16 protein-coding genes and 2 tRNA genes are annotated in these 18,245 nt (G+C 68.8%); 9 read left to right on the plus strand and 9 right to left on the minus strand.

The window, feature by feature from the left end; translation table 11 throughout:
- Positions 1–14 precede the first annotated feature (14 nt).
- Both ppk1 and ACEN9J_RS07865 read right to left on the minus strand, forming a co-directional pair.
- A complete protein-coding gene (ppk1, locus tag ACEN9J_RS07860; protein ID WP_413763750.1) occupies positions 15–2,345 on the minus strand; it encodes a polyphosphate kinase 1 in 2,331 nt (776 codons plus the stop codon).
- Positions 2,342–3,235 carry a GNAT family N-acetyltransferase gene (locus ACEN9J_RS07865; protein ID WP_413763751.1) on the minus strand — a complete coding sequence of 298 codons (894 nt, stop codon included), beginning with the start codon at positions 3,233–3,235 and terminating at the stop codon, positions 2,342–2,344. Before ACEN9J_RS07865 ends, ppk1 begins: the two co-directional genes overlap by 4 nt.
- A gap of 164 nt (positions 3,236–3,399) precedes the next feature.
- Here ACEN9J_RS07865 and ACEN9J_RS07870 point away from each other — a divergent pair, with 164 nt between their 5' ends.
- From ACEN9J_RS07870 to ACEN9J_RS07890, 5 genes are all read left to right on the plus strand, one after another.
- The gene (locus ACEN9J_RS07870) at positions 3,400–5,091 is read left to right on the plus strand and encodes an FAD-dependent oxidoreductase (protein ID WP_057594235.1); all 1,692 of its coding nucleotides are present in this window, start codon (positions 3,400–3,402) and stop codon (positions 5,089–5,091) included.
- 39 nt (positions 5,092–5,130) lie between these two features.
- On the plus strand, positions 5,131–5,394 hold the full coding sequence (locus ACEN9J_RS07875) for a UBP-type zinc finger domain-containing protein (protein WP_057594236.1): 264 nt from the start codon (positions 5,131–5,133) through the stop codon (positions 5,392–5,394).
- 116 nt (positions 5,395–5,510) lie between these two features.
- Positions 5,511–6,218, plus strand: coding sequence for a glutathione binding-like protein (locus tag ACEN9J_RS07880; RefSeq protein ID WP_057594237.1), 708 nt, complete (start codon positions 5,511–5,513; stop codon positions 6,216–6,218).
- A gap of 36 nt (positions 6,219–6,254) precedes the next feature.
- Positions 6,255–6,331 (plus strand) — tRNA-Pro (locus ACEN9J_RS07885).
- Between the two features lie 49 nt (positions 6,332–6,380).
- Positions 6,381–6,457, plus strand: a tRNA-Arg gene (locus ACEN9J_RS07890).
- A gap of 71 nt (positions 6,458–6,528) precedes the next feature.
- On the opposite strand, the gene ACEN9J_RS07895 is transcribed toward ACEN9J_RS07890, so the two are convergent.
- Positions 6,529–6,960, minus strand: coding sequence for an ankyrin repeat domain-containing protein (locus ACEN9J_RS07895; protein WP_413763752.1), 432 nt, complete (start codon positions 6,958–6,960; stop codon positions 6,529–6,531).
- A gap of 355 nt (positions 6,961–7,315) precedes the next feature.
- Here ACEN9J_RS07895 and ACEN9J_RS07900 point away from each other — a divergent pair, with 355 nt between their 5' ends.
- From ACEN9J_RS07900 to ACEN9J_RS07910, 3 genes are all read left to right on the plus strand, one after another.
- Positions 7,316–7,828: a hypothetical protein gene (locus ACEN9J_RS07900; RefSeq protein WP_413763753.1), complete on the plus strand. Its 513-nt coding sequence runs from the start codon at positions 7,316–7,318 to the stop codon at positions 7,826–7,828.
- 99 nt (positions 7,829–7,927) lie between these two features.
- Positions 7,928–10,015: a TonB-dependent receptor gene (locus ACEN9J_RS07905; protein WP_413763754.1), complete on the plus strand. Its 2,088-nt coding sequence runs from the start codon at positions 7,928–7,930 to the stop codon at positions 10,013–10,015.
- Positions 10,016–10,126: 111 nt separating this feature from the next.
- Positions 10,127–10,684, plus strand: a complete 558-nt coding sequence (locus ACEN9J_RS07910) for a fasciclin domain-containing protein (RefSeq protein ID WP_413763755.1) — start codon at positions 10,127–10,129, stop codon at positions 10,682–10,684.
- Positions 10,685–10,798: 114 nt separating this feature from the next.
- Here the strand turns inward: ACEN9J_RS07910 and ACEN9J_RS07915 are convergent, their stop codons facing one another.
- The 5 genes from ACEN9J_RS07915 to glgX all read right to left on the minus strand — a co-directional run bounded on the left by ACEN9J_RS07915 (position 10,799) and on the right by glgX (position 17,301).
- A complete protein-coding gene (locus ACEN9J_RS07915; protein ID WP_413763756.1) occupies positions 10,799–11,995 on the minus strand; it encodes a HupE/UreJ family protein in 1,197 nt (398 codons plus the stop codon).
- Complete coding sequence (locus ACEN9J_RS07920) at positions 11,982–13,169, minus strand: tetratricopeptide repeat protein (protein ID WP_413763757.1); 1,188 nt, start codon at positions 13,167–13,169, stop codon at positions 11,982–11,984. The genes ACEN9J_RS07915 and ACEN9J_RS07920 overlap by 14 nt, the downstream gene beginning before the upstream one ends.
- The gene (locus tag ACEN9J_RS07925) at positions 13,166–13,450 is read right to left on the minus strand and encodes a hypothetical protein (RefSeq protein ID WP_057598174.1); all 285 of its coding nucleotides are present in this window, start codon (positions 13,448–13,450) and stop codon (positions 13,166–13,168) included. Before ACEN9J_RS07925 ends, ACEN9J_RS07920 begins: the two co-directional genes overlap by 4 nt.
- 13 nt (positions 13,451–13,463) lie before the next feature.
- Positions 13,464–14,963 (minus strand): DUF4331 domain-containing protein, encoded by a 1,500-nt coding sequence (locus ACEN9J_RS07930; protein WP_413763758.1) that lies wholly within the window; start codon positions 14,961–14,963, stop codon positions 13,464–13,466.
- A 208-nt stretch (positions 14,964–15,171) separates the two neighbouring features.
- Complete coding sequence (glgX, locus tag ACEN9J_RS07935; RefSeq protein WP_413763759.1) at positions 15,172–17,301, minus strand: glycogen debranching protein GlgX; 2,130 nt, start codon at positions 17,299–17,301, stop codon at positions 15,172–15,174.
- Between the two features lie 223 nt (positions 17,302–17,524).
- Between glgX and ACEN9J_RS07940 the strand changes: the two genes are divergently transcribed.
- Positions 17,525–17,794, plus strand: a complete 270-nt coding sequence (locus tag ACEN9J_RS07940; RefSeq protein WP_057594242.1) for a hypothetical protein — start codon at positions 17,525–17,527, stop codon at positions 17,792–17,794.
- Between the two features lie 34 nt (positions 17,795–17,828).
- Here the strand turns inward: ACEN9J_RS07940 and ACEN9J_RS07945 are convergent, their stop codons facing one another.
- Positions 17,829–18,116, minus strand: a complete 288-nt coding sequence (locus ACEN9J_RS07945; protein WP_413763760.1) for a hypothetical protein — start codon at positions 18,114–18,116, stop codon at positions 17,829–17,831.
- Positions 18,117–18,245: the final 129 nt, after the last annotated feature.

The raw sequence follows: 18,245 nt of genomic DNA on the forward strand, positions 1-18,245 counted from the left end.
TTCGAACTTCGGCTTCATTCGCCGGATGCGACGTCACGGGGCCCTCGCGCTGCGTAGCGGTTCATCAGGGCGGCCTGCGCGCCGTGCGCCTCGATCGCACGCGACGCACCGGCTTCGCCCGGGTGCGTGTCGTGGTCGATGCGGGTGTAGACGCCATCGGCGCCGAGGTCCCAGGCATCGCGGCCGTCGTGCAGGTAGGCGACCAGGCACTCGTCGATGAGGCGCTGGCGCAGCACGGGGTCGGTCACGGGCCAGGCGAGCTCGATGCGCCGCATCATGTTGCGGTTCATCCAGTCGGCGCTCGAGAGGTAGAGCGACTCGTCCTCGCCATGGCGGAAATAGAACACCCGCGAATGCTCGAGGAAGCGGCCGATCACCGAGCGCACGCGGATGTTGTCGGTCAGCCCCGGCACCTGGGCCGGCAGCGTGCAGGCACCGCGCACGATCAGGTCGATCTTCACGCCCTTCTGCCCCGCGTTCACCAGCGCCGCGACCAGTTCCTCGTCGGTCAGCGCATTCATCTTGGCGACGATGCGCGTGGGCTCGCCGCGCTCCGCCGCCGCGGCCAGCGTGGCGATCTGCGCGCGGATGTTGCTGTGCAGGTCGAAGGGCGCGAGCCACACGCGGTTGAGCTTGGGCAGCTTGCTCTGGCTCGCGAGGTGCACGAACACCGCTTCCATGTCGGCGGTCAGCAGCGGATCGGCCGTGAGGTGGCTGATGTCGGTGTACAGGCGCGCGGTGCGCGGGTTGTAGTTGCCGGTCGACAGGTGGCCGTAGCGGCGCATCTGCTTGCCCTCGCGGCGCGTCACCAGCAGCATCTTGGCGTGGGTCTTCAGGCCCACCACGCCGTACACCACCTGGGCGCCGATCGACTCGAGCATCTCGGCCCAGTTGATGTTGGCCTCTTCGTCGAAGCGCGCCTTGAGCTCCACCACCACGGTGACTTCCTTGCCGCGGCGCACCGCCTCGCGCAGCAGCTCCATCAGCTCGGAGTCGGCGCCGGTGCGGTAGATGGTCTGCTTGATCGCCAGCACCTGCGGGTCGTGCACCGCCTCGCGCAGGAAGGCCAGCACGCCCTCGAAGCTCTCGAAGGGCTGGTGGATCAGCACGTCGCCGCGCTGCAGCCGCTCGAAGAAGGACTGCGCGGGCGACAGCGTGATCGGGTAGGAGGCCTGGTAGGGCTTGAAGCGCAGCTTCGGCTCGTCGAGCAGGTCGGCCAGCTGCGTGAAGCGCGCGAGGTTGACCGGGCCGTGCACGCGGTACAGCGCCTCGGGCGGCAGGTTGAACTGCTCGAGCAGGAAGCTCGCGAGCGACTCGGCGCAGCTGGCCGACACCTCCAGGCGCACCGCCTGGCCGAAGTGCCGGTGCTGCAGGCCCTGGCGCAGCGCGGTGCGCAGGTTCTTCACGTCCTCCTCGTCCACCGCGAGGTCGGAATGGCGCGTGACGCGGAACTGCGAGAAGTCGCCGACCTCGCGCCCCGTGAACATCGAGGACAGGTGCGCGCGCACCACGCTCGACAAGGCGACGAACAGCGTCTTGCCGTCCGACACCTTGGCCGGCATCTTGATCAGCCGCGGCAGCACGCGCGGCACCTTCACGATCTGGATCGGGTTCTCGCGCCCGAAGGCGTCCTTGCCGCCGAGGCGCACGATGAAATTGAGCGACTTGTTCGCGACCTGCGGGAACGGATGCGAGGGGTCGAGCCCCACGGGCAGCAGCAGCGGGCGTACCTCGCGCTCGAAATACTCGGCCACCCACTTGCGCTGCGCGGGGTTGCGCTCGCCGTGCGAAATGATGTGGATGCCGTGCGTGCCGAAGGTCGGCATCAGCTCGTCGTTGTAGAGCGCGTACTGGCGCGCCACCAGCGTGTGGACCGCCTCGGCCAGCCGACGGAAGGACTCGACCGTGTAGGTGCCCTTGTGGTCGTCGGCACTGCCCGCGATCAGGTGCGGCGCGGCGCGGACCTCGAAGAACTCGTCGAGGTTCGACGAGACGATGCACAGGTAGCGCAACCGCTCGATCAGCGGCACCTCGGGGCGGTGCGCCCAGTCGAGCACCCGTTCGTTGAACGACAGGATGCTGTGGTCGCGGTCAAGCAAGGTGAATTTCGGCGTCTCGGCCACGGAAGGCAGCGAATCGGCCGGATCGGAAGGCATGGACACGGATTCTGGAACAAGCGGCACCACGGCCGTGCTCGATAAAGAAAATGTGACAGTGTCATGCGGGTTTGTGACATTTGCATGACTTTCCCGTGACGCCGTCGACATGCCTACTTTCGACTGCGCCTCCCCGTCCGGCGGCAGGACGGACGACCCGTTCGCGGGTCGGACGACCGCTGGTTTCATGCGCCCAGGAAATGCTTGCGGTAGCGCGCCGGCAGGTCGTCGATGCGCATCAGCATCGGCAGGTCGGCGGTGTTGAAGTCCGGATCCCAGGCCGGCGCGCCGAGCACCTTGGCGCCCAGGCGCAGGTAGCCCTTGATCAGCGCAGGCGGTTCCACGTCGAGGCTGCCGTCGAGGCGCTCGACCGGCAGCGCGAGCCGCGGCTGCACCTGGTACTGGATCGGTGCCATGTGGCTGGCCGAGAGCTGGCGCCAGATGCTGGCCGCCGCATCGCCGCAGGTCACGCCGTTGTGCGACATCGGGATGCTGGCGCAGCCGATCATGGTGTCGAGCTTGTTGCGATGCATGAAGCCGGCCAGCGCGCCCCACAGCGCCAGGATCACGCCGCCCTGGCGGTGCTCGGGGTGCACGCAGCTGCGGCCCAGCTCGACCATGCGCTCGCGCAGGTCGCGCAGGCGGGTCAGGTCGAATTCGGTGTCGCTGTAGGTGCTGCCCACGCGGCGCGCCTGGGCCGGCGTCAGCACGCGGTAGGTGCCGATCACCTGCTGCGTCAGTTCGTCGCGCACCAGCAGGTGCTCGCAGAAATCGTCGAACAGGTCCACGTCGTGGCCGGGCAGCGAGGTGGAGATGCGGGCGCCCATCTCGCCGACGAACACTTCATAGCGCAGGCGCTGGGCGGCGCGCACGTCGTCCTGGTGACGGGCCCAACCCACGGTGATGCCCTGCTTGGCCTCGATGACGGGGGCCGGGACGACGACCGCGGGGCTGACGGCAGCGGGGGCCTTGGGCGTCGCGGCGGTGGCGGCGGTACCGACGACACCGGGCGTGGGCCAGAGGGCTGCGCGGAGCCCGAGCTGCGACAGCGGAAATGTCGGGTTGGGCAGTTCTTTCATGTGGAAACCCTTTCTGCTGGGCGAGTCTCGGCACCCGTGGTGAAAAGCGCGTGTCATGGCCGTGGCAATTGCATGACGATGTGACGGGCCGTTGGAAGCGCTTCTTTGGCGTCTAATGCCCCGACCGCCGACGCTCGGCAATCCCCACCGGAGACTCTGGACCGATGGCCACCGCAGATATTTCCAGCACCGCCCCCGCCGGCGGTAACCGCCAGTTGCAGACCTTTCCGGTGCTCAACGACAGCGAGATCGCGCGCATCGCGCGTTTCGGCAGCGTGCAGCACTTCGCGCGCGGCAGCCGGCTGTTCACCGCCGGCGAGGTCGGTGCCGGCATGTTCGTGCTGCTCAAGGGCGTGGTCTCGGTCACCCAGCGCGATGGCCTGGGCCACGTGGTGCCGATCGTGCGGCAAGGGCCGGGCGAATTCCTGGCCGAGGTCGGCCAGCTCAGCGGCCGCCCCGCCCTGGTCGACGGCCATGCCGAGGAGGACGTCGAGGCGCTGGTGCTGCCGCCCGCGCAACTGCGCGCCCTGCTGGTGGCCGAGGCCGACCTCGGCGAGCGCATCACCCGCGCGCTGATCCTGCGGCGGGTGGCGCTGATCGAATCGGGCGCCGCCGGCCCGGTACTGATCGGCCAGCCGCAGTCGCCCGACATGGCGCGGCTCGAGAACTTCCTGCGCCGCAACGGCCATCCCTATCACCTGGTCGACGCCGACCAGGACCCCGACGCCGCCGCGCTGCTGGCGCAGTACGGCGGCCACCAGCTGCTGGCCGTGTGCCCCAACGGCTCGGTGCTGGTGAACCCGGCCGAGGACGCGCTGGCGCTGTGCCTGGGCATGGTCGATGCCGCCGCGCACGACGAGCTCTACGACGTGGCCGTGGTCGGCGCCGGCCCGGCCGGCCTCGCGACCGCCGTCTACGCCGCCTCCGAGGGGCTGCGCGTGATCGTGCTCGATTGCCGCGCCTTCGGCGGCCAGGCCGGCGCCAGCGCGCGCATCGAGAACTACCTGGGTTTTCCCACCGGCATCTCGGGCCAGGCGCTGGCCGGCCGGGCGTTCGTGCAGGCGCAGAAGTTCGGCGTCGAGATGCTGATTCCGGCCAAGGTGGCCTCGCTCGACTGCGCGCGCACCAACCCCGACGGCAGCCTCGCGATCGCGCTGGCCGACGGCCGCCGCATTTCGGCGCGCACAGTGGTCGTCGCCAGCGGCGCGCGCTACCGCCGCCCCGGCGTGCCGCGGCTGCACGAATTCGAGGGCCGCGGCATCTGGTACTGGGCCTCGGCCATCGAGGCCAAGCTCTGCGCGCAGCAGGAGGTCGCGCTGGTCGGCGGCGGCAACTCGGCCGGCCAGGCGGCCGTGTTCCTCTCGCACCACGCGGCCAAGGTCAACGTGCTGGTGCGCGGCCCCTCGCTCGCGGCCAGCATGTCGCGCTACCTGATCGACCGCATCGAGGCCACGCCCAACATCTCGCTGCAGCCGCACACCGAACTCGTGCGGCTGCACGGCGACCCCGACGAGGGTCTCACCGGCGCCACCTGGCGCTGCCACAGCACCGGCGCCGAGCACGACTGCCCGGCGCGCAACATCTTCCTGTTCGTCGGCGCCGAGCCCGAGACCGACTGGCTCGCGGGCTGCGGCGTCGCGGTCGACAAGCACGGCTTCGTGCAGACCGGGCCCGACGCCAGCGCCGGCTTTCCCGCGCGCCCGGCCACCGCGCTCGAGACCAGCGTGCCCGGCGTCTTCGCGGTCGGCGACGTGCGCTCGGGCTCGGTCAAGCGCGTGGGCGGTGCAATCGGCGAAGGCGCGGCGGTGGTCGCGCTGATCCACCAGCACCTCGCCTCGAACTCGGCCGTGGCCTGAGTTCAAATCCCTCACCCATTCATCCAGGAGAACCCGCGCATGCGCATCAAGCCCTGCGAACACGTCCCCGCGGAGATCGCCGCGCCCCACACCCTGCGCGGCTGCGAGGAATGCCTCCAGACCGGCGACAGCTGGGTCCATCTGCGCCTGTGCGTGCACTGCGGCCATGTCGGCTGCTGCGATTCGTCGAAGAACCGGCATGCCACGCGCCATTCGCAGGCCGAGGGCCATGCGGTGATCCAGTCGCTCGAGCCCGGCGAGGACTGGATGTGGTGCAACGCGCACGAGCGGCAGGTGGGCTGAGGCGCGCGCCGGTCATTGGCCGTGCGGCGCACGCCCGCGCGGCCGCCTGTATATGCTGGCTGCCGCGTCGAGGAGCCCCTCTTCGCCGCCCCCATCCAGACCGGAGACTCGACAACATGCCCGAACCGAAGACCATCGAGGTCTATTCCTGGCCCACGCCCAACGGCCACAAGATCCACATCATGCTCGAGGAGTGCGGCCTGCCCTACCGCGCGCACCCCATCGACATCGGCAAGGGCGACCAGTTCGCGCCCGACTTCCTGCGGATCAGTCCCAACAACAAGATCCCCGCCATCACCGACCCCGACGGTCCGGACGGCGCGCCCATCTCGCTGTTCGAATCGGGCGCCATCCTCGTCTACCTGGCCGGCAAGACCGGCCAATTCCTGCCCCAGGGCGACCGCGCGCGCTACGACGTGCTGCAGTGGCTGATGTTCCAGATGGGCGGCGTCGGCCCCATGCTCGGCCAGGCGCATCACTTCCGTCTCTACGCGCCCGAGAAGATCGCCTATGCCATCGACCGCTACACCAACGAGGCCAAGCGCCTCTACGGCGTGATCGACAAGCAGCTGTCGACGCACCGCTTCATCGCCGGCCCGGACTACAGCATCGCCGACATCGCCATCTTCCCGTGGCTGCGCAGCTGGCAGAACCAGGGCATCACCCTCGAGGACTACCCGCGCCTGAAGGACTGGTTCGACGGCATCGCCGAACGTCCCGCCGTGCAGCGCGGCGTGAAGGTGCTGGCCGACCTGCGCAAGCCCATCACCGACGACAAGGCGCGCGAAATGCTTTTCGGCAAGACCCAGTACGAGAAGCGCTGAGACCGCCTCATATTCGGGCTAGAATAGAAGGCTTGTCGGGGTGTAGCGCAGCCTGGTAGCGCATCTGGTTTGGGACCAGAGGGTCGAAGGTTCGAATCCTTTCGCCCCGACCAAGAATCTTCTTTCTTGCTTTCCTTCTTTGCTTTCTGTTCCGCCTGGAATCTGCCCGTAGCTCAGTTGGATAGAGCACCTGCCTTCTAAGCAGGTTGTCGGGGGTTCGATCCCCTCCGGGCAGGCCAATCTCAAGCCTGCTTTCTTCTTGCAGGAACTCCCTCTCCGAGCGCAGCGCCCTGACGGCCGCCTCGAAAAGCTACCGCTTTCCGCAACGTTCCAATGCCGACTGGACCGAGGCGCGAGGCCCTGGCTGCAGGGGATGATCCATGCGAAAGCTCATTTCATAGGGCGTCCCGAAGCCATCGCTCGCCACGGGCGTTTTCGAATCGGCGCCCGCTGCGCACAGCATCTCGATCAGCTCGATATTCGGCCAGAGCGAGAACGCAGTGATATGAAGCGGGGTCATTCCGTATAAAAGCCTGTGGGCCCGCCTCGGGTCCGCACCGCGCTCGAGCAGAAGTGCCACGATCCGATTGGCACCCCAGTCGCTCCCTGACCATCCAGCCCAACTGACAACGTTCAGCAGCGGCGTGTTTCCATACTCGTCCTCGGCTTCGATGTCGGCGCCCGCGTCGATGGCTTGGCGCATTCTTTCGAGGAAAGCATCGACGGTTTCCGGGTTGGTCACTGTGCCTGGGCGATCGAAATGGAGATCGATCAGTCGCGGCCGGCCTGCGGCGCCCCCTGGTCCTTGAGCGTACGAATCCAGAGCGGTACACGCCGCTGCAATCGTAAAGATGAGGAGCGCAACGATGAACGGCCACGGTCTGCGCGCTCTACGCACCGAGGGGCACGCATTGGCCGATATCGAAGGAATCACTCTGCGCCCCTGGCAATGAAGAGCGTCCAGTCTATGAATGACACCAGCAACGAACGCCAGCTTGCTCGACAGGTACCGAAAGCCGGTACCTCGGGTTGCGCCGCATGATCCAGCGCCATCTCACCTCCCGGGTTGAAGCATGTGGCCACGCTACGATGAAGCGATGCCCCTCCACCGAAACCGACACGCCGCTGCCCTGCTCTGTGCCGCGGCCCTCGTGAGCGCCTGCAGCACGCCTTCCGATCGTCAAGCCGATCAAACTGTGGGCACAACGAAACCCCAACCCATCACCCTCTCCCCTGCCCAAGCCCTGACACCCCAAGCCCAAGGCAAACGCATCCACTGGAGCGGCGGCATCAACGCCATCGAAGCACAGGAAGGCGCTCGCCAGTGCTTCACCCTGCTGCACGCCACCTTCGATGCACAGAACGTGCTGCAGTGGCCCCGCGACGAACAGCAGTTCATCGCCTGCGGTGCGGGGGACTACGACCGCAACCTCGTGGCCCTATACACGCTGGTGAGCTTCGACGGCCGCGTGGCCGGGCAACGGATGTTCCTGGGCAAGCCGGTGCCGGTGATCGAGATCGAGGCCTTGTACCGGCACTCCGACTGCACGCAAGGCAACGAGAAGAATCCCGAGTGCTACTCGGGCTTGCTGCAGCCCCGGAAGCCCTGAGGTCGCTCCGAATCCGAAGCGCGCTTGCGCGCGTATCAGTGGCGCGTCATGGCAACGAGCATTCCCGCTCCGCGCGGACATCGAAGACGCGGGAGACCCATGAAAGCTTCGATCCGCCTCGCGCGCCAACCCTGGATGTTCGGCGCCCTGCTCGGCAGCGCCGCGGCCTGTGCCCAACCCGTCCACCTGCCTCCGATCGAGGTCAGCGGCCCGCGCGATGCGGCCATCGGCACGGCCGACAGCGCGAGCGAAGGCGCGGTGGAGAAAGCCTCGTTCCAGGCCCGCCCCAAGCTGCGCCCCGGCGACATCGTCGAGGCCGTGCCCGGCGTGGTCGCCACCCAGCACTCGGGCGACGGCAAGGCCAACCAGTACTTCCTGCGCGGCTTCAACCTCGACCATGGCACCGACTTCGCGATCACCGTCGACGGCATGCCCGTCAACATGCCCTCGCACGGCCACGGCCAGGGCTTCGCGGACCTCAACTTCCTGATCCCCGACCTGGTCTCGGGCGTGCGCTACCGCAAGGGGCCCTACTTCGCCGATGGCGGCGACTTCGCGCTCGCGGGCACGGCCTCGCTCGACTACGTGAGCGCGCTCGATGCGCCCTTTTCCGAAGTCACGCTGGGCGCCAACAACTTCCGCCGCCTGCTCGCGGCCGGCTCGCGCACCGTGCAGGACCAGACCTGGCTCGGTGCGATCGAGCTCGAGGGCAACAACGGGCCCTGGGACACACCCGAGCGCCTGCGCAAGGCCAATGCCGTGCTGCGCTATTCGCAGGGCTCGCCGGTGCGCGGCCTCAGCATCACCGCCATGGCCTACCAGAGCCGCTGGAACTCCACCGACCAGATCCCCGAGCGGCTGGTCGACAGCGGCGAGCTCTCTCGCTTCGGTTCCCTCAACACCACCGACGGCGGCAAGACGCGGCGCCTCAGCCTGTCGGGCAAGTGGTTCGACAACAGCCCCGAGGGGCAGACGCAACTGAGTGGCTATGTCATCGACTACCGCTTCGACCTGTTCTCGGACTTCACCTACTTTCTCAACAACCCCGAGCAGGGCGACCAGTTCGAGCAGACCGATCGTCGTCGGGTCTTCGGATTGCAAGGCACGCACAGCAGGCCTAACTCGATCGGGGGGCTGGATGGCGTCCTGAGCTTCGGAGGCAGTTGGCGCGGTGACCGCATCGGCGAGGTGGGCCTGTACAACACAGCGGCGCGCGAGCGGATTTCGACGGTGCGCAACGACAAGGTGCAGCAGGACCTGTTCTCCATGCATGCCCAGCAGCTCGTGAACTTCAGCGAGCGCTGGCGCGGCTACGTGGGCCTGCGCGGCGACCTGCTGCGCTACGACGTGCAGGGGCGCGAGCCGCTCTATGGCCCGATCAACAGCGGACGCGGCCATGATTCGCTCGTGAGCCCGAAGGCCGGCCTGGCCTTCACCGTGACACCCACCCATGAGCTCTACCTCAACGTGGGCACGGGCTTCCACAGCAACGACGTGCGCGGCGCGACGATCAACGTCGATCCGACGAGCGGCCTGCCCGCAGACCGCGTGCCCGCGCTCGTGAAGGGGCGCGGTGCCGAGATCGGCTGGCGCTTCCAGCCCAGCGAGGACTTCAGCCTCACCACGGCGCTGTGGCAGCTGCGGCTCGACTCCGAGCTGGTCTATGTCGGCGACGCCGGCACCACCGAGCCCGGCCGCGCCAGCAGCCGCCGCGGCATCGAGGCCACGCTGCGCTGGAAGCTCGGTTCGCGCTGGCGCTTCGAGGCCGATGCGGCGATCTCGCGCGCGCGCTTCCGGGGCCTGGCGCCCGAGGGCGAAGGCAACTACATCGACAACGCGGTGGAGCGCGTGTTCGCGGCCGGCGTCATCTACACCGAGGGTCCGCTGACGGCCTCGCTTCGCCTGCGCTACATGGGCCCGCGCGCGCTGGACACGCTGAACACGGTGCGCTCGCGCGCCACCACGCTGCTGAACTTCGGCGCGCGCTATGCGGTCAACAAGCAGCTCACACTGGGCCTGGACGTGTTCAACCTCGCGGGCCGCAAGGGCAACGACATCGAATACTTCTACGCCTCGTGCAGCGCGGGCGAGGTAGCACGCGGCGCCTGCGGCGATGGCATCGACGGGCGCCACATCCATCCGATGGAACCGCGCAGCGCGCGGGTCAGCGCGCGCTGGACCTTCTGAACGAAAGAATCCTCGCGCTCTGCGTCGCGATTGAATCTGCATCGTTGCCCGGCCCGTAGTTGCAGCAGTCGATGCGCAATTCGCGCCGGCATCCTCACCAGGAGTACACGCATGAAGAACAGAATCAATCGCATGGCCACGGTCGCCTTGGCCATCTCGCTGAGCTTGGGCTCGTTCGCCGCGCTCGCGCAGGTCACCGTCGGCGGTGCACCGATGTATGCCACCAAGGACATCATCGACAACGCAGTGAATTCGAAGGACCACACCACGCTCGTGGCCGCGGTCAAGGCAGCGGGCCTGGTCGAGACGCTGAAGGGACCGGGCCCGTTCACCGTGTTCGCGCCGACGAACGCAGCCTTCGCCGCCCTGCCCGCCGGCACCGTCGATACGCTGCTGAAGCCCGAGAACAAGACGACGCTGGCAGGCATCCTGACCTACCACGTCGTGCCCGGAAAGATCGATGCGGCCGCGCTGACCAAGCTGATCGCGGACGGCAAGGGCTCGGCCAATCTCAAGACGGCAGCCGGCGGCAGCCTCACGGCCAAGTCCAGCGGCGGCAAGGTCACGATCACCGATGAGAAGGGTGGCACCGCGACCGTGACGATCGCCGACGTGTACCAGTCGAACGGCGTGATCCATGTCGTCGACAAGGTTCTGCTGCCCAAGTAACCGATCGCGCACCCGCCCGCGCGAACTGCGCGGACTGTTCGAAGCGCTCCGGAGCCCCGACATCGATCGGGGCTTTTTTCTTTTACGCCGTGCGGCAGCGCCGCCGCCTCCCGCTCAAGCGAACGGCAGGATCTTCACGTCGAACACGCGCTCGCAGAACCAGATGGCCGCCACCCCCACGGCCACGGCCGAGCCACCGCGCAGCACCACCGGCGCATAGCCGCGCCAGCCGCGCAGCGACAGCAGCACGACCAGTGCCACGGCCACCACCATGAGTTGGCCCGCTTCGACGCCGAGGTTGAACTGCAGCAGCGCGAGCACGAAGCCGCGCAGCGGCAGGTCGAGTTCGCCGAGCGCACCGGCGAAGCCGAAGCCATGGATCAGGCCGAACAGGAAGCTGAAGAGCTTGCGCCTGCCGCGCAGCAGCGGGCGCAGGTTGTCCACGGCCGCGAGGATGATCGTGATCGCGATGCCCGGTTCGACGATGCGCGGCGAGAGGCTCACGATCTTCAGCCCGGCCAGTGCCAGCGTGATCGAGTGCGCGATGGTGAACATGGTGACGATGCCGAGCATCGGCCAGATGGCGTCGCGCCAATGCCTCACGGGCGTCCAGCCACCGTCGCCGCGCCGGTGCAGCACCGCGGGCAGCAGCAGGCACAGCAGGAACAGGATGTGGTCGTAGCCGATCAGGATGTGATGGATGCCATCGCGGAAGAAGCCGGGGCTTTCGCTCTCGGCGTTCGCTGCGGACGATGAAGGCCCGGCTGCTGCGCCCGGCCATGGCAGCGCCACGCTGCCGGCCGCGGGATCGAGCGAGTGCACCGCGGGCGAGGCACCGCCGTCCGAAGCGAGCCGCAGCAAACCGCGATGCGTCGGATCGATCTCGCGAAACAGCCGGTAGTCGATCTCGAGCGTGGGCCCCGTATCGCATCGCGCATGCAGTTGCAGCACGAGGTAGGCACCGTCGACGCGGTCCTCGACCGCGGGCGGCCGCGTCTCGGCCAGTGCGCAGCGGCCCTGCTGCAGCTGAAGCCGCGCGAGCGCATAAGTGCGAATGTCGTCGAGGCGCGAACGCACCTCGCCCCAGCGCAGCTGGCGGTCGCCATCGCGGTCGAGCTCGAGCGTCGCGTCGAGATCGCGCAGCGCGATGTCCCAGCGCAGGTCGAGCCCCTCGGCATCGCGCTGGATCTGCAGGTAGGCGTCGCTGGCCTTGTGAGCGCGCGCGGCGCCCGGCGCGAGCGCTAGGAACAGTGCCAGCACGAACAGCCAGGCGGTGGCCAGCCCGATGCGGCGTCGTTCAGGGAATGGCATCGACACGTGCGTCCTTCAGTCCGATCTCGCGCATCAGCGCCCTCGCCTCCTCGCGCGCTGCCGCATCGCCGGCGGCCGAGGCCGCACGCGCGAACACCAGCAGGTCGATGGGCTCGCGCTGCAGGCGCAGATTGAGGCGGGCCAGCTCGACGGCGCGCTTCGCATCGCCCTGCACGTCGAGCGCGAACATCGCTTCCTCGCGCGCATGCTGCGCGGTGGTGCCGGGACGCAGTGCCGCGGCCTCGAAGCGCTCGCGCAGTTCCTCGGCCTCGGGGACCACCGCGCGCGGCGCGGGTCGCGCGTTTGGATGCATGCGCGCGATGGCCAGCCGCAGCAGCACCGCATCGCTGCGCGCCTCCTTCGCGAGCAGCGACGGGATCTCGCCAACGCGACCCGCGCGCTGCAGGAAGTCGCTGTACGCCAGCAGCAGATAGCCGGAACGCTCGGCCGCGAGCGCCTTGCGGTACGCGGCATCCGCCTCGGCGGGCCGGCCCGCGAGCTCCTCGATCTCGGCGATCGAGGTCCACAGCCACTGCCGCGTTCCGGCCCGCGGCGCACCCGCCAGCGCGGGGTCGGCCAGCAGGCCTCGCAATGCGTCGCGCGCGGCAGCATGGTTGCCGCGCAGGCCCGCGTTCTCGGCCAGGCAGGCCACGCCATAGAGCGCCGGCCCGACGCGGCCGAGCGCGCGGCAGGCGGCATCGGACTCGTTGTAGCGTCCGCGCACGCGCAGCACGGTCGCCAGCGTGATCCAGCCCTGGGGATCGGCGGGCCGGCGTGCCAGCGCGGCCTTCAACAGGGATTCGGCGCCGTCGAAATCGTGCAGGAACTGGGCCACGGTGGCGCGCATCACCAGCACCGCGGGCGGTGTCTGGGCGATGGGCGTGGTGTCCCAGGCCTGCAGCGCGGCCGCGGCCTGGCCGGCGTAGCGCGCATCGCCCTGCGAGCGCGCGAGGTCGAGGTAGGTGGTCGCGGCCTCGATCGCGGTGGCCTCGTCGCCGGGCCGCTGCGCGAGTTCGCGGCGCAGCTTGCGCTGCGCATCGAGCCAGCCGGCGATCGCGGGCAGCTTCTCGACCACCTCGTCATCGCTGGCCGGCACCCGGGGCGCCGCGCGCGCGGCGCCGGCCGCGGCCAGCGACAGGAGCAGCGCCGCCGCGGACCGCTGCGCCAGCCTCATTGCGTGGCGACGGGGTCCTTGGTCTCCGACGTCGGCGCCGGGTCGAAGGCGGCCACGTTGGCCGGCTCCGCCGTGTCGAGCACCGAGGCGACCAGCGACTGCACGTAAGCGATGAAGCTGTCGTACGCGTCGGCCTGCGGCGGCGGGTTCTCGGGCGGGTTGTTGCCGCTCACCGGCGGGAACGGATAGAACACGGCGCCACCGCCGCCGCCCCCGCCGCAGCCGGCGAGGAAGGCAGCCACCAGCAGCAGGCCGGCGATGCGAGGGATGTTGCGGTTCATGCCGGCATCCTCCTCAGCGCGCGGCCGAGGCCGAGGTCGAGCCCGGCAGCGGCGTGTTCAGGTACGGGAAGGCATCGGGGAACTCCGTGGGGCTCTGCGCGGCGCCGTCGGTCAGGGGGGCACTACCCGCGGGCGCGTCGGCCGGCTTGCAGCCGACCTTGAAGGTGTCGTTGGCACCGGTGGCCACGCACAGCACGCCCATCGCCACGCGCAGTTCGGCATCGACCACGTCGTCGCCCGGCCGGCGTCCGTTCGGGAAGCCCGCGAGGTCGTTGCCGAGCACGCCGAGGTTGCTCTGGTTCGCCTTGATCGTGGGCACGATCGAGGTGTTCAGCCGCAGCATCTCCGAGGCCTTGACGTTGGCCGGCTTGTTCAGGCCCTCGACGCCCGTGAGGAAGGCCGCGACCAGGTCGGTGCGCGGGAAGTTCGTGGGCGCGGGCGCCTGGAACAGCGTCTGCACCAGCGCCGGCAGGGTCGGGTTGGTCACGTAGTCGGCGAACTGCGCGTCGTCCTGCGGCTTGGAGCTGTTGAAGCGGTCCTTGTCCTTCAGGCCGATCACCACCTCGTTGACCAGCGGCATGCCCAGTCGCGAAACCTGCGCCCAGGCACCGCCGTTGATCGCGGTGGTGCCGTGGCCGCTCTTGGGCGGGCTGGCGATCAGGCGGCCCTGTCGCACGCTGGCCGTGGTCCAGCCGCCCACGATCGGCTGGCCGGCCGTGGTGATGCACGAGATCGGCACCTCGAGCGCCATCGTCGTCACGTTCTTGCCGGCCAGCGCGTCGGGGTTGGCCGAGCTCGAGCCCACCGGATTGAGGTTGATCAGGTCGAACACCTGGCCCAGGGCCACGCTGAACGGGTCCTTGCGCTGGCCGACGAACACGCGGCCCTGCGTGGCGCAGCCCGGGATGTTGACCGTGTAGAGGTGCTGGTTGGCATAGCTGGCGTAGCCGGTCGGGCCGCCGAAGGTCTTGTCGCCGATGTTGTCGGTGGGCTTGTCGAACTCGGTGCCGCCGCCGGCCTTGGTCACGGCCTCGACCTTGCCCTTGCGGCGGTCGCCGCGCACGATGTTCAGCGTGTAGATCTCGCGCAGGTTGCTGGTGGCCTGGTTCGGCCCGCTGATGCCGCCGGCCTGCACCAGCGGGATCGACACCTGCTTGCCCGCGATCGGCAATTGGATGTCGCGCAGCGTGTTCTTGAACCTGAACTGGAAGGTGATGTCCTCGACCGCGTTGCCGTCGGTGTCGAGGTGGATCTCGTACAGGCCGTTCGGGTCCATGGTGAAGTAGTTCGGGCCGCCGTACGGGCTCTGGTCGGGCTGGTAGTTGGCGATCAGCGTCACGAAGTCCTGGCGACCGGCTTCGTAGCTGCGGAACATGTAGAAGTCGGTGGCATCGAGCTTGGGCATGCCCGCGATCGACGGCGCCTCTCGGTGGCTGGATGCGATGGCACCCACGGCGGTCACGGCACTGAGCACGAAGACACAGGCCCTTGCGGGGGGTAGGGAGAATCTCATCGGCGTCACCTCGGTGTAAATGGTGGATGTGCGGGCACGACTCGTCCGACGAAAACGTCGGCTCTGGATGAGTACGAACCGAAGGTTCAACCGGATGTGCTTTTTTTACCGAGGGTTTTCACCGCGCAGCGCGGCCGCGGAAGTGCTACGCGCGCGTGCCCGCGAGGGCGCGCGCGGTCCTTCCTTCCGTCACCGAAACGTCACGAACTCAGCGGCTCGTGAACACGAGCACCGAGCGCCCCGTCGCCAGATAGTCGCTCCGTGCCGCGTCATCGCCCACGCCCAGTGCCGGGTCGGCGCTGTCGAGCACCAGGGTCCACGCACCGGCCGGTGCGGCCGGCAGCGTGAAGGGCACGGCCTCGTGCCAGGCGTTGAACACCAGCAGCACGCTCGCGTCGTGCGCCGCGACCGGAATCGCCGACACCGGCGCGCGGCCGTCGAGCAGCAGCGCGAACGAACGCGTCTGCGGGTCGTCCCAGTGCGAGGGCTGCATCTCCTCGCCGGCCGGCGTGAACCAGGTCGAATCCTTGGCGCCGATGTCCTCGAACCACGCGCCGGCCAGGAAGCGGTTGCGCCGCAGCACCGGGAATTCCTTTCGCAACGCGAGCAGGCGAGCCGAGAAGTCGCTCAGTGCGCGCCCCGCTTCGCCGCCGGCCGCGGCCCAGTCCACCCACGAGATCTCGTTGTCCTGGCAGTAGGCATTGTTGTTGCCCTGCTGCGTGCGGCCGAACTCGTCGCCGGCCAGCAGCATCGGCGTGCCTTGCGACAGCAGCAGCGTGGCCAGCAGGTTGCGTTGCTGGCGCGCGCGCAGCGCGAGCACGGCCTCGTCGTCGGTGGGGCCCTCGACGCCGCAGTTCCACGAGCGGTTGTCCGAGTGGCCGTCGCGGTTGTCCTCGCCGTTGGCCTCGTTGTGCTTGTCGTTGTAGCTCACGGTGTCGGCCAGCGTGAAGCCGTCGTGCGCGCTGATGAAGTTGACGCTGGCCCAGGGCCGCCGGCCGCGGTGGTTGAAGCGTTCGCCGCTCGCGGTGAGGCATTGCGCGAGCTTGCCCGCGGTGCCCTCCTCGCCCTTCCACCAGGCGCGCACGGTGTCGCGGAACTGGTCGTTCCACTCGGCCCAGCCGGGCGGGAAGCCGCCGACCTGGTAGCCGCCGGGGCCGATGTCCCAGGGCTCGGCGATCAGCTTCACGCTAGAGAGCACCGGGTCCTGCCGGCAGCTCTTGAGGAAGCCGCCGCCCTCGTCGAAGCCATGCGGCTCGCGCGCGAGGATGGTCGCGAGGTCGAAGCGGAAGCCGTCCACGCGCATCTCGGTCACCCAGTAGCGCAGGCTGTCGGTCACCATCTGCAGCACGCGCGGATGGCTGAGGTTCACGGTGTTGCCGGTGCCGGTGTCGTTGATGTAGTAGCGCGGCGTGTCGGGCAGCAGCCGGTAGTAGCTCGCGTTGTCGATGCCCTTGAACGAGATCGTGGGGCCGAGCTCGTTGCCCTCGGGCGTGTGGTTGTAGACCACGTCGAGGATCACCTCGAGGCCGTGCGCATGGAAGCGGTCGACCATGTGCTTGAACTCGTCGATCTGCGGCCCGTCCATGTAGCGCGGATCGAGCGCGAAGAAGCCGATGGTGTCGTAACCCCAGAAGTTGGTCAGGCCCTTCTCGAGCAGCGAGGACTGGTTCAGGAACATCTGCACCGGCAGCAGTTCCACGCTGGTCACGCCGAGCGCGCGGATCGGCGCCAGCACCTCGTCGCGCGCCATGCCCGCGAAGGTGCCGCGGAACTGCTCGGGCACCTGCGGATGCTGCATCGTGAAGCCGCGCACATGGGTTTCGTAGAACACGGTCTCGGGCCAGGGCACGCGCAGCGCATCGGTCTGCGTCCACTCGAAGCGCGAATCGACCACCACGCACTTGGGCACCAGCGGCGCGCTGTCGCGCTCGTCGAAGCTCAGGTCGCCGTCGGCATGGCCCACGGTATAGCCGAACAGCTCGGGGCCCCACTTCAGCGTCCCCATGTAGGCCTTGGCATAGGGGTCGAGCAGCAGCTTGTGGTGGTTGAAGCGATGGCCCTTCTCGGGCTCGTAGGGACCGTGCACGCGCAGGCCGTAGCGCGCGCCGGGTTGCAGGCCGGGCACGAAGCCGTGCCAGATCTCGTCGGTGTACTCGGGCAGGGTGACGCAGCCGACCTGCGTGGTGCCGGCCTCGTCGAAGATGCAGACGTCGACCCGCGTGGCATGCGCCGAGAACACGGCGAAGTTGACGCCGTCGCCGTTGAAGCTGGCGCCGAGCGGGTGCGCGGTGCCTTCGAGCACCGTCAGGGGGGTCGGAACGTGAGGGGTGTCGGCCATGGGCGTGTGGGTGATCGGGCTGGGGGTTGCGGGGAGGGACGGCAAAGTCTCCGTGTGCCCCGCTCCCGCGTGCGGCAGCAGTTGGCGCGGCCTCGCGTAGGCGGCGCGCCCGTCATCCGGCCATGCCGGCCGGCGGCTCATAATGCGGCCCGTCGCCGGACCCGGAACCCCGGGGTCCCCGCCCGAGTCCACCACGGCTCCTTTGCAACCGCACGCCTCTCCCATGACCGACAAAGAACGCCTCGACTACCTCCAGGGACAAGTGGCCGCGCTCAAGAGCTTCTGCCTGGCCCTGATGTCCTCGCACCCGAATCCCAGGCTGCTGTTCGACCGGATGGAGCGCTTCGGCAACCAGCAGGCGGGCATCCTGCTGGGCCAGCCCACGTCGGACGCGCTGCTGCAGGGCGCCGATGCGATGCGCGACCAGCTCCTGGCCTATGCCAGGGAGCTGCAGGCGGCGATCGACAAGAAGTCGGAGGCCGACAAGGCCTGACGCCCGCGTTCGGCTGCCGGGGCCGCCCGAGCCGTTATCGCGCGTTGAGGTCGGTCGAGGTCTCGAACTCGATGCCGCCGACGAACTTCTGCAGGAAGTTGTAGATCAGGCAGCCGATGGCCACCGCGCAGTAGGCGAAGACCAGGTACATCACCGGCGCGAGCAACAGGACCAGGATCGACGGCCCGCTCTTGCCGGCCGGCTGGACCAGCGCGAACAGCAGCGCGAAGGGCACGATGAACACCAGCGAGGTGACCGCCATCATGACGCCGAACACCTTGCCGTTCTGATGCGGCGAGAGCCGCGAGATCTGTTGTTTCATGGGGCGGCGCCTCCTCGCGCCTGAGTCTGAAGTCGGACGGACAGGGTACCAGCGCGGGCCTGGCGGCGACGGTGTTACGCTCTCGGGCGCCTCCTGCCCGCCCCCGTGCAGGCAGTGAAGGCCTTGCCA

The sequence above is a fragment of the Variovorax sp. Varisp41 genome (assembly GCF_047325085.1).
Lineage (GTDB): Bacteria > Pseudomonadota > Gammaproteobacteria > Burkholderiales > Burkholderiaceae_C > Variovorax.

Excerpts from the sequence above, each read along its gene's own strand:
- ppk1 (WP_413763750.1), bottom strand. The coding sequence starts at position 2,345 with ATGAAACCAGCGGTCGTCCGACCCGCGAACGGGTCGTCCGTCCTGCCG.
- ACEN9J_RS07865 (WP_413763751.1), bottom strand. The coding sequence starts at position 3,235 with ATGAAAGAACTGCCCAACCCGACATTTCCGCTGTCGCAGCTCGGGCTC.
- ACEN9J_RS07870 (WP_057594235.1), top strand. The coding sequence starts at position 3,400 with ATGGCCACCGCAGATATTTCCAGCACCGCCCCCGCCGGCGGTAACCGC.
- ACEN9J_RS07875 (WP_057594236.1), top strand. The coding sequence starts at position 5,131 with ATGCGCATCAAGCCCTGCGAACACGTCCCCGCGGAGATCGCCGCGCCC.
- ACEN9J_RS07880 (WP_057594237.1), top strand. The coding sequence starts at position 5,511 with ATGCCCGAACCGAAGACCATCGAGGTCTATTCCTGGCCCACGCCCAAC.
- ACEN9J_RS07900 (WP_413763753.1), top strand. The coding sequence starts at position 7,316 with ATGCCCCTCCACCGAAACCGACACGCCGCTGCCCTGCTCTGTGCCGCG.
- ACEN9J_RS07905 (WP_413763754.1), top strand. The coding sequence starts at position 7,928 with ATGAAAGCTTCGATCCGCCTCGCGCGCCAACCCTGGATGTTCGGCGCC.
- ACEN9J_RS07910 (WP_413763755.1), top strand. The coding sequence starts at position 10,127 with ATGAAGAACAGAATCAATCGCATGGCCACGGTCGCCTTGGCCATCTCG.
- ACEN9J_RS07915 (WP_413763756.1), bottom strand. The coding sequence starts at position 11,995 with ATGCCATTCCCTGAACGACGCCGCATCGGGCTGGCCACCGCCTGGCTG.
- ACEN9J_RS07920 (WP_413763757.1), bottom strand. The coding sequence starts at position 13,169 with ATGAGGCTGGCGCAGCGGTCCGCGGCGGCGCTGCTCCTGTCGCTGGCC.
- ACEN9J_RS07925 (WP_057598174.1), bottom strand. The coding sequence starts at position 13,450 with ATGAACCGCAACATCCCTCGCATCGCCGGCCTGCTGCTGGTGGCTGCC.
- ACEN9J_RS07930 (WP_413763758.1), bottom strand. The coding sequence starts at position 14,963 with ATGAGATTCTCCCTACCCCCCGCAAGGGCCTGTGTCTTCGTGCTCAGT.
- glgX (WP_413763759.1), bottom strand. The coding sequence starts at position 17,301 with ATGGCCGACACCCCTCACGTTCCGACCCCCCTGACGGTGCTCGAAGGC.
- ACEN9J_RS07940 (WP_057594242.1), top strand. The coding sequence starts at position 17,525 with ATGACCGACAAAGAACGCCTCGACTACCTCCAGGGACAAGTGGCCGCG.
- ACEN9J_RS07945 (WP_413763760.1), bottom strand. The coding sequence starts at position 18,116 with ATGAAACAACAGATCTCGCGGCTCTCGCCGCATCAGAACGGCAAGGTG.